This is a genomic window from Halobacterium bonnevillei (genome assembly GCF_009831555.1).
GTDB lineage: Archaea > Halobacteriota > Halobacteria > Halobacteriales > Halobacteriaceae > Halobacterium > Halobacterium bonnevillei.
In genome coordinates this window covers 1-9,386 of the sequence record NZ_WUUU01000119.1, presented here as the reverse complement: position 1 = coordinate 9,386, position 9,386 = coordinate 1, and the positions used below count along the sequence as shown (strand labels likewise).

Below are 9,386 nucleotides of genomic sequence, written 5' to 3'. Positions count from 1 at the left end.
CGCTGGTCGGCGTACAGCATCGCGGAGACGAGCGCGAGCTGCGCGGGCCGCGACCGGACGGCGCGGCGGAGCGGCGCCAGCGCGTGGCCGCCCTCGTAGTTCGCGAGGTAGACGGCGGTCGTCGCGACGCCGATGCCCAGGAGTGCGGTCGGCTCCAGGGTCGCGTGCAACCCCAGTACTTCGATGGGGACCACGAACACGGGCACGATCTTCGCGATGGGCGCGACGTACGAGACGTCCCCCACGGCGAGCGCGTACACCGAGAGGATGAACGCCGCGCCGCCGATGAGGATGGTGCCGGCGAGCACGGAGAGCGCGCCCGCGTCCATCGGCGGAAACGCGGGCAGGCCGCCGGGGCTCGTGGCGACGGCGAACGGCAGGTACCACGCGATCGCAGCGGCGTTCACGAACAGCGTGAGCACTGCGGCGTGAATGCCGGCGAAGAACCGCTTGAGGGCGAACAGGTAGCCGCCCCAGATGCCGGCGGCGACCAATGCGTACACCAGCCCGGTCTCCATTCACGCTGACGGAACCGGCGGCCGGAGAAGAGTGATTCGATTGCGGTCGGCGAGATGGGCACAGACGCCAGACGGCGACTCCCCGGGCTACTCGCGGAGGCCGTGGACGTACGTCTGGTCGTGGTCGGGGAACACCTCGCGGATGGCGCCCTCGCCGTGCTCCTCGGCGAGCACGGCGCGGAGTTCCGCCTCGTAATCGGCGCGCGGAATCTCCTCGCTCGGCCCGACCTCGACGTCGAGTTCAGCGTCCACGATGCGGTCCACGGCGTTGCGGCCGAACCCGACGAGTGGGGAGAGGTAGTCGACGCCGTGGCGGTCCTCGAGGCTCTGCGCTTGCGCCCGCGACACCGTCGGGACGCGGTCGTCCCGGCGCGTGCCGTCTGCGATGGCGTCGAAGTCCAGGTCCGCGACGGCCTCCAGCGCCGCCTCGTGGACGTGCTGGATGCCGTTCCGCGGGTAGCCGTCCTCCCGCATGCGCTCGACGGCCTCCTCCGCGACCTCGCGATCGAGTTCCAGCGCCCTGAACTCGAACCCGGCGGCGTCGGCCGCCTGGCGTGCGTGCTCGTACTCGTCGGTCACGCCGAAGTGCGCAGTCACGAGCGTGATGTCGTAGAAGCGCTCCAGGACGAGCGCCGCCAGCGTCGAATCCTTCCCGCCGCTGTAGAGCAAACCCAGCTGCATCGACTACCGGCGGCGGACGTTGAAACTCTGGGAGTCGGGTTTGAGCTCTCGGAGCAGCTCTTTCATCTGCTCCTCGTCGATCTGCTCCTGGAGGCGTCCGGACTGGGCGAGCGCGAGAATCTGCTGTTCGGCTTTCTCGGCGAACTCCGGCTTGCTCATCTTGATGGTGTTCAGTCGCTTCCGTGCGCCGTCGGTGAGGTGCTGGCGCAGCAACGCCTGCTTCTGCTGTTCGGCCTGTTCGCGCTGGGCCTGCTGGGCGGCCTCCGGGTCACCGCCCCCCTGTTGTTTGCGTTGCTTGAGCTGTTCTTTCTTCTTCGCTCGAAGTTCGTCGAGCCGGTCGTCGTCGGGGCTGCCACTCATGCGTGCAACGTTGGTGGTGAATCCGGTTAATTCTGACGCACCTGGCCGGTAAGGCCGCGGCTCCGTGGCGGCGAACGCACGGAGAAACGGCTGCGGGTCGCGGGACGGGTTAGGCGTAGCGTTCGAGTTCCGGGCGGTCGAGGGCTTCGAGAACGTCGCCCGCCGTCTCGTCGAGGAGGCTGCGACCCTCGGCGGTGACGACGCGGCCGCGGTCGTGCTGCTGCTCGACGAGGCCTTCGTCCTCGAGCTGCTGGAGCGCCGAGCGGACGATGTTCCGGGAGGAGGACGTGCTCTGTCGCGGCGCGACAGTGTAGCGGTTCGAGCCCTTCTTGGTGCCGCCGTAGGCGGTAGCGAGTCGCTTCACGCCGATGGGGCCGTCGATGGCGACCTTCCGCAGGAGGCTGGCGGCGCGGGTCGCCCAGAAGTTCTCCTGTTCGGGGGGGAGTTCGCGGCCGGTGCCGGTCTTGGCGAACTGTGCCCAGTCGGGTTCGTCGAGTCGGTCCTCGAGTTCCTCGGCGAGCTCGTCGACGAGCTCGTCCGCAGGGGCGTCGTAGAGGGTTGCCATTGGGCGAAATTCACGTCGGATTCGTTTAAAGCCATCGTTAGGCGTTCGACGGGGCGAGCGGCTGCTGGGCGGGCTGGCGCGGCAGACCGCTCTCGCGCTACCCACGGCGTTTTAGGCGGTGGCAACGAATCGGCGTGCATGAACGAACGGGCTGCGCTCTCGCTGGTGGGCGGCCTCGTCTCCGCCGCCGGCGACGACGCGGCGGTCGTGGACGGGACGGTGTTCACCATCGACATGCTCCACGACGACACCGACTTCCCGGCGGGGACGACCCGATACACGGCCGGCTGGCGGTCGGTCGGCGCGTCGCTGTCGGACGTCGCAGCGATGGGGGGTGACGCGACGGCGGCGGTCGGCGTCTACGGCGCGCCCGACTTCGATGCGGACGCGCTGACGGCGTTCGTCACCGGCGCGCTGGACGTCTGCGAGGACGTCGGCGCGGAGTACGTCGGTGGCGACCTGGACGGCCACGACGAGTTCACGGTCGCGACAGCTGCCATCGGTCGCGCCGAGGACCCGGTGTGTCGAGGCGGCGCGAGCGCGGGCGAAAAACTGGTCGTGACGGGGACGCTGGGGCGGACAGCCGCCGCGATGGCGCTGTTCGAGCACGGCGACACCGAGCTCGCGAACGAGTTGTTCCGGTTCCGCCCCCGGGTCGCCGCGGGCCGTGCGCTGGCCGGCCACGCAACGGCGATGATGGATTCCAGCGACGGCCTCGCGCGCTCGCTGCACCAGCTCTCGGAGGCCAGCGACTGCGGGTTCGCAGTGGACGCCGACAGCGTCCCGGTCGCGGCTGACCTGTCAGACCTCGTCGACGACCCGCTGGACGCAGCGGTGACGTACGGAGAGGACTTCGAGCTCGTCGCGACAGTCCCCGAGGGCGCCGTCGACGCGGTTCGAGCAGCGACCGACGTTCCGGTGTCGGTCGTCGGGGACGTCACGGAGTCCGGCGTGACGCTGGACGGCGAGGCGCTCCCGGACCGCGGCTGGACGCACTAGCCGGACGGCAGAACTGCGCCCGCAGCCAGCGGTCGGCGCGGGGCCCGGTCAGCCGATGACTTGGATCGGGACCGGCATGAAGCACAGCGCCCCGAGGACGAACGTGAGCACGCCGACGGCGACCCGCCGGCGGTCCAGCGGCGAGTCGTCGACGGGGGTGACGGTGCCCGCGAACGTGACGACGGTGGTGAGGACGCCCCACAGGATCCAGATTCCTGCAGCGTCGCCGACGTCAGCCACGAACAGCTGGTAGGCGCCGAGACCGAACAGCGCCGTCGGAACGAGCGGCGCGATGCGACCGGCCTGGTCGCCGACCAGCGACCGGAGGACGTGGCCGCCGTCGAGCTGGCCGACCGGGATGAGGTTCAGGAACGTGATGAACATCCCGATCCAGCCCCCCATCACGACGGGGTTGATCGACCGCGCCGGGTCGCTGTAGGACAGCGGCTCGCCGAGGACTGCGGCGATGGCCTGCAGCAGCGGCGGATACGCGAACTGGACTTCGACGGCCGACGGGGAGTTGATGACCTCGGGCGGCACTGTCACCGGCGGCAGCACGAGGCCGACGACCGAGACGACGACGGCGGCGACCAGTCCCGCGATCGGTCCGGCGACGCCGATGTCGAAGAGGGCGTCGCGGTCGGGTATCTGGCCGCGCATCCGGATGACCGCGCCCATCGTTCCGAACAGCGACGGGAACGGGATGAAGTACGGGAGTGAGGCGTCGACGTCGTGGTACCGGCTCATCACGTAGTGGCCGAGTTCGTGCGTGCCGATGACGCCCATCACCGCGAGCGTGAACGGGAGCGCGCGCAGGATATCCGGCGAGAACGGGTCCTGGACGTAGTACCACGTCGCGCCGACCCACAGCGTCGAAACGAGGGTGGCGACGAACAGCGCGACGTTCGTCCACGGGACGCCGTCGTCGCCGGCGTCGTGGGGTTCCGCGACCAGAACGGTCTCGCCGGTCCGGCGCGCGAGCCGGACTTCGTAGCCGTACTCCCGGAACGCCGGCCAGACGGCCTCGATCAGGCGCTGGCGGTCGGTCGCCGGGTCGCCGAAGTACAGTACCTGACCGTCCTGCTGGCGGACTTCGTAGACGTCGAAGACCGACTCGAAGGAGTCGGGGCTTGGCGCGCCGTCGGGCGGCTGTGCCGACATCACGAGTTGGTTACGTCCCCAGCCGTTTAAGCACTTAGTAGCAGCACGGGGGCAAACGACGAGGGAAACCGTGGGATGGCAGGGCTAGCGCCAGCGGGCGGTCAGGGGGAGGAAGACAGCGTACCGCGTTAGAGGGCGTGGGGATGACAGCGTACCGCATTAGAGGGCGGTCGGGAGTCAGTTCGAGCGCGTTCGGGCGGCTTCCGGGAGCGTTGCAGTGCGTCGGTCAGGCGGGCTGGACGCGCCACGTGGTGGCGCTCGTGTACGACCACTTCTCGATGTCGAGGTCGGTGGCCGACTTGGAGAGTTTCACCATGAGCGCGCCGATCTCCTTTGGGGAGAGGTCGACGTCGTCCGCGATGAACTTGCTCTTGAAGTAGAGCTCGCCCTCGTCTGCCTTCTCGCGGAGGTACGTCTTCAGGCGGGCTTCCTTGTCCTGTGGTTCCGAGTCGGCGGAGGGGGATTGGGTTGCGCTCATCTTCGATTCTGCCTACTGGCTACGGGCGGTTATAAAGGTGTGAACGTTCGGGCAGATTCGCGATATTTCAGCGGAAAACGGGTTCAGTCGTACCTTTTACAACATTTCTAAATCCGCTTAGACATTTTATAGGCGGCTTTCGAACTTTATTTCGGTTAATCACTACTGCAACCTTCGCCCGGCGCGTGAACGGTATATTGGCCGTCCAGTGCCGGATTTCGGGCCGAATATCGGCACTGAAAGTGACAGCGCGCCGTCCTGAGTGGGCGCGTGGGTAGGTTCGGCTTACTGTTCGTGCTTCCAGAACTCGTCGCCCACGGTGACCTCCTTCTTGAAAATCGGGACCTCGTCCTTGAAGCGGTCGATGCCGTCCTCGACGGCCGCGAACGCTTCCCGGCGGTGGCCGGCGAGCACCGCGACGAACACGATGTCCTCGCCCGCCTCGATGCGGCCCACGCGGTGGTGCAGGCGCACGTCCAGGACGCCCTCCCGGGCTTCCAGTTCCTCCCGTATCGTCGCTCGGCGCTCCGCGGCGACGCCCTCGTAGCGCTCGAACGTCAACGACTCCGTCCACTCGTCGTCCTCCTCCTCGAGCGCACGGACGCGGCCCGTGAACGTAGCGATGGCGCCAGCGTAGTCCGCGCGCGGCGACTGCTTCAGTTCGGCGACCAGCGACGACAGCGTCTCGTAGGAGTCCGCCGCCTCGACGGCCTCGACGGCGGCGTCGAGGTCCGGATCCCCGGGGTCGAGTTCGAGCGCTGGATCGTCCACGTCCGCGTCACCGACGGCGATTTGCGGGACGCGTGCGGCGTCCGGGAACCCGACTAGCAGGGCGTAGTCGTGGTCGCGCGCGAGATCGTCCAGTACGTCGTCCACGGAACGGTCGCCGCCGACGGCGGTCCACCCGTCGCCGACGACGTACGCGGTCCACTCCGGGGCGTCCGTTTCGCCGTGCCTGACCACGCCGACCTGACCGCGGTCGCTGAGTCGCTCCGCGAGCAGGTCCGCGACGCCGTCGGCCGCCGCGCCGACGATGCCGTGTAGTTGCATACCCGGACGTGAGTGGGCTCGAGGCTTGTAGGTGTCGCCGCCTACCGCGCCCGCCACCACCGCCGGAACAGCGACGCGCCGACAGCAGGACGGCGGCGACTGCCACGAGCACGTCGTACGGTGACGCGAGGAAGTCGGCGAGCTGGGTCAGCGAGTACGCCAGCCACATCAGTGCGGCCGCGACCACGAGGAGCGCGCGCGTCGGCGGCAGCGACCCCATTCGGTACCGCCAGCCGACGACGAACAGCGCCAGCACCCACGCGAGCGTCAGGAGGACGGCCGGTTCGAAGACCGAAACCATACGCCCGCCTCTGCGGCCACCGCCTTCACTTGTCGGTCCAGTCGCAGGCGCCGAGAGCGGGAGGAAGCGCACCCCGACGCACCCGTTCGCGCCGGGTTCGGCCGAGGTTGACAACCCTTAAGGACGCTTCGGGGGTATCACGGTGTAGTATGCGAGTCGTGGTTTCTATCGGCGGCAGCGTTCTCGCGCCCGACCTGGCCCACGAGCGGGTCGAGGAGCACGCCGCCGCAATCGAACGACTGACCGACGCCGGCTGCGAGATCGGCGCGGTGGTCGGTGGCGGGGGTGTCGCGCGGGAGTACATTACGACGGCCCGGGAACTCGGGGCCAACGAGATCGAGCTCGACGACATCGGCATCGACGTGACGCGGCTGAACGCGCGCCTCCTCATCGCGGCGCTCGGCGGTGAGGCGGCGCCGAGCCCCGCAGAGAACTACGAGAAGGCCGGGGAGGCGATGCGTCGCGGCGACGTCTCGGTGATGGGGGGCGTGGTGGCCGGGCAGACGACTGACGCCGTGAGCGCGGCGCTCGCGGAGTACACGGACGCCGACCTGTTGCTGTACGCGACCAGCGTCCCCGGGGTGTTCAGCGCCGACCCGAACGAGGACGCCGGCGCCGAGCGGTTCGACCAGATGAACGCGGGCGAACTCGTGGACATCATCGCCGACATCGAGATGAACGCGGGGTCGTCGGCGCCCGTCGACCTGCTGGCCGCGAAACTCATCGAGCGGTCGGGCGTCCGGACCATCGTTCTGGACGGCACCGACCCCTCCCGCATCGTCGACGCCGTGCTGTACGGCGAACACGACGGCACTGACATCATCCCGGAGGGGACGACCGACCAGATGACGTACTGGGTCGACAACGAGGCACCCGACGCGCTGGGCGACGGCGAATAGCGATGCACCCCCAAGACGACCCCTACATTCTCGGCGACGAACACGGCTTCTGGGCGGACACCGCCGCCGACCGGATTCTCGACCGCGACCCCGAGGAACCAATCGTCATCAAGGGCGGCATCTCGCCGTCCGGCGTCCCGCACCTCGGGAACATGAACGAGATCGTTCGTGGGTACTTCGTCGCGGAAGTCCTGCGGGAGCGCGGCTGCGACGTGAAACAGGTGTTCACGAGCGACGACCGCGACCCGCTGCGGAAACTCCCGCGGAAGCTCGCGGACCTCGACGGCGACATCGTCGACCTCGGGGACGTGAACGCGGGCGCCCTCGGACAGAACCTCGGCGCGCCCTACACCGCGATTCCGGACCCGTTCGGGTGCTGTGACTCCTACGGCGACCACTTCTCGACCCTCATCGCGGAGTCCGCGGAACTGCTCGGCATCGACGTCGAGATGGTGTCGAACACCGCGCTCTACGAGGACGGCGACCTCGAGGACGTCACGGCGTTCCTGCTGGAGAACCGCGATCGGGCACGCGAGGTCCTCAGCGAGTACCAAGAGAAGGTCGACGAGGACTACGTCCCGTTCCGACCGATCTGCGAGAGCTGCGGTCACGTCACGGAGACGGACGCGGTGACGGCCATCGACCTCGACGCCGGCACCGTCGAGTACGAGTGCGCGGACGTCGAGGCGGGCGACCGCACCATCGAGGGCTGTGGCCACGAGGGCACGGCGACGCTTCGGGACGGTAAACTCCCGTGGCGCTTCGAGTGGCCCGCGCAGTGGCGCGCTCTCGGCGTCGACTTCGAGCCGTTCGGCAAGGACCACGCTGAAGGCTCGTGGCCCTCGGGCGTCGACGTCGCGCGGAACGTCCTCGGCGACGAACCGCCCGTACCGATGGTCTACGAGTGGTTCACGCTGGACGGCGAGCCGTTCAGCTCCTCGGAGGGCCACGTCGTCCTCGTCCAGGACGTCCTCCGGTTGCTCGAACCCGAGGCCGTGCGCTTTTTCTTCAGCAAGGACCCCCAGCGGGCGCGGGACTTCTCCATCGAGCGCCTCGACCAGCTGGTCGACGAGTTCGACCGCATGGAGGCCGTCTACTTCGGCGAGGTCGACACCGACGAGGACGAACGCGAGCGCGCCGAGCGCGTCTACCCGTTGCTCGTGGACGAAATCCGCGAGGAACGCATCCGCATCCCGTACACGTTCGCCGCCGTGCTCGGGATGACCGACGACCCCGCGCTCCGCGAGGAAATCGCGCGACGCGAGGGACACGTCCCCGAGGACGCGCCGCGGTGGGCGGTCGACGCCGCCCTGGAGCGCGTCGAGCGCGCCCGCGAGTGGGCGCGCCGCACGGACAACGAGTTCAACTACGACCTGAAGCGCACGGAACTGCCCGAGCACGACTTCGACGCCGACACGGAAGCCGCGCTCGACGACCTCGCGGACTACATCGAGGCCGAGGAGCCCGCGGGCGAGGACCTCCAGGGCGAGATCTACGAGACGGCCAAGCGCCACGGCGTCGACATCGGTTCGTTCTTCGCTGCGGGCTACCGGCTGTTCTTCGACGAGGACCAGGGCCCGAAACTCGGACCGTTCCTCGCGAAACTCGACCGCGAGTTCGTCCTGCAGCGTCTCCGCCGCAATCAGTGACTGTCGGTTCCTCGAACCGACACACCGCGGTCGCGTCCCAGACCCAACGGCTTTTGCCGCGTGACCCCTGAAGTCACTGTAATGGACATCTGGACGGTCGCCCTCCTCGTCCTGCTCGCGTACTGGGTCGGCGTGTCGTGGGCGAAGGCTCGCGACCTCCTCCCGTCGTTCGTCTCCTCGACGGGCCCCATCGTCACCCTCCACACGAAGCGCGGGAAGCGACTGCTCGACAAACTCTCCAAACCGAAGCGACTGTGGCGAGCGTGGGGGAACTTCGGACTCGGAATCGCGCTCGTCGTCGCGGCCGGCACGCTGTTCGTGCTGGTGACGTCCGCCATCGGGACGCTCGCGAATCCGCCGCAGCCGTCGGCCGTGAACCAGCCGCGGAACGCGCTGGTCATCCCCGGCGTCAGCGACTTCATGCCGCTGTCGGTCGCCCCCGAGATCGTCGGCGGCCTCTTCATCGGGATGGTCGTCCACGAGTTCGGGCACGGGCTGATGTGCCGCGTCGAGGGCATCACGGTGGAGTCGATGGGCGTGGCGCTGCTCGCGGTGTTGCCCATCGGCGCGTTCGTCGAACCGAACGAGGAGAGCCAGAAGCGGGCGGACCGCGGCGCGCGAGCGCGCATGTTCGCGGCGGGCGTGACGAACAACTTCGTCGTCGTCGTGATCGCGTTCGCGCTCCTGTTCGGGCCGGTCGCCGGCGCCGTCGGCCGTCGCCAGCG

General features: G+C 68.7%; 11 protein-coding genes. 4 read left to right on the top strand and 7 right to left on the bottom strand.

Translation table 11 applies throughout. The annotated features are described in order from the left end of the window. The 4 genes from GRX66_RS13160 to GRX66_RS13145 form a co-directional block, all read right to left on the bottom strand. Window positions 1-518, bottom strand: a 518-nt coding sequence (locus tag GRX66_RS13160; RefSeq protein WP_159526974.1) for an EamA family transporter, incomplete at its 3' end; no start/stop codon positions are given. Between the two features lie 87 nt (window positions 519-605). Continuing rightward, entirely contained in the window at window positions 606-1,199 is a 594-nt protein-coding gene (locus GRX66_RS13155; protein ID WP_159526973.1) for a DUF7411 family protein, read from the bottom strand. A 3-nt stretch (window positions 1,200-1,202) separates the two neighbouring features. Further along, window positions 1,203-1,559 carry a DNA-binding protein gene (locus tag GRX66_RS13150; protein WP_159526972.1) on the bottom strand — a complete coding sequence of 119 codons (357 nt, stop codon included), beginning with the start codon at window positions 1,557-1,559 and terminating at the stop codon, window positions 1,203-1,205. A 109-nt stretch (window positions 1,560-1,668) separates the two neighbouring features. Then, window positions 1,669-2,124: a 30S ribosomal protein S19e gene (locus tag GRX66_RS13145; RefSeq protein ID WP_159526971.1), complete on the bottom strand. Its 456-nt coding sequence runs from the start codon at window positions 2,122-2,124 to the stop codon at window positions 1,669-1,671. Between the two features lie 138 nt (window positions 2,125-2,262). On the opposite strand from GRX66_RS13145, the gene thiL reads away from it, so the two are divergent. Continuing rightward, window positions 2,263-3,123 carry a thiamine-phosphate kinase gene (thiL, locus tag GRX66_RS13140; protein ID WP_159526970.1) on the top strand — a complete coding sequence of 287 codons (861 nt, stop codon included), beginning with the start codon at window positions 2,263-2,265 and terminating at the stop codon, window positions 3,121-3,123. Between the two features lie 48 nt (window positions 3,124-3,171). Here thiL and GRX66_RS13135 read toward each other — a convergent pair whose 3' ends face one another. The 3 genes from GRX66_RS13135 to GRX66_RS13125 all read right to left on the bottom strand — a co-directional run bounded on the left by GRX66_RS13135 (window position 3,172) and on the right by GRX66_RS13125 (window position 5,812). Continuing rightward, on the bottom strand, window positions 3,172-4,284 hold the full coding sequence (locus tag GRX66_RS13135; protein ID WP_159526969.1) for a site-2 protease family protein: 1,113 nt from the start codon (window positions 4,282-4,284) through the stop codon (window positions 3,172-3,174). 226 nt (window positions 4,285-4,510) lie between these two features. Then, window positions 4,511-4,762 carry a DUF7123 family protein gene (locus tag GRX66_RS13130; RefSeq protein ID WP_159526968.1) on the bottom strand — a complete coding sequence of 84 codons (252 nt, stop codon included), beginning with the start codon at window positions 4,760-4,762 and terminating at the stop codon, window positions 4,511-4,513. A 285-nt stretch (window positions 4,763-5,047) separates the two neighbouring features. Then, complete coding sequence (locus GRX66_RS13125) at window positions 5,048-5,812, bottom strand: molybdopterin synthase (RefSeq protein ID WP_159526967.1); 765 nt, start codon at window positions 5,810-5,812, stop codon at window positions 5,048-5,050. A 450-nt stretch (window positions 5,813-6,262) separates the two neighbouring features. Between GRX66_RS13125 and pyrH the strand changes: the two genes are divergently transcribed. The 3 genes from pyrH to GRX66_RS13110 all read left to right on the top strand — a co-directional run. After that, complete coding sequence (pyrH, locus tag GRX66_RS13120; protein ID WP_159526966.1) at window positions 6,263-7,012, top strand: UMP kinase; 750 nt, start codon at window positions 6,263-6,265, stop codon at window positions 7,010-7,012. A 2-nt stretch (window positions 7,013-7,014) separates the two neighbouring features. After that, window positions 7,015-8,661, top strand: a complete 1,647-nt coding sequence (gene lysS / locus GRX66_RS13115; protein ID WP_159526965.1) for a lysine--tRNA ligase — start codon at window positions 7,015-7,017, stop codon at window positions 8,659-8,661. An 81-nt stretch (window positions 8,662-8,742) separates the two neighbouring features. Next, on the top strand, window positions 8,743-9,386 hold a 644-nt coding region (locus GRX66_RS13110; protein WP_201293015.1), incomplete at its 3' end, for a site-2 protease family protein.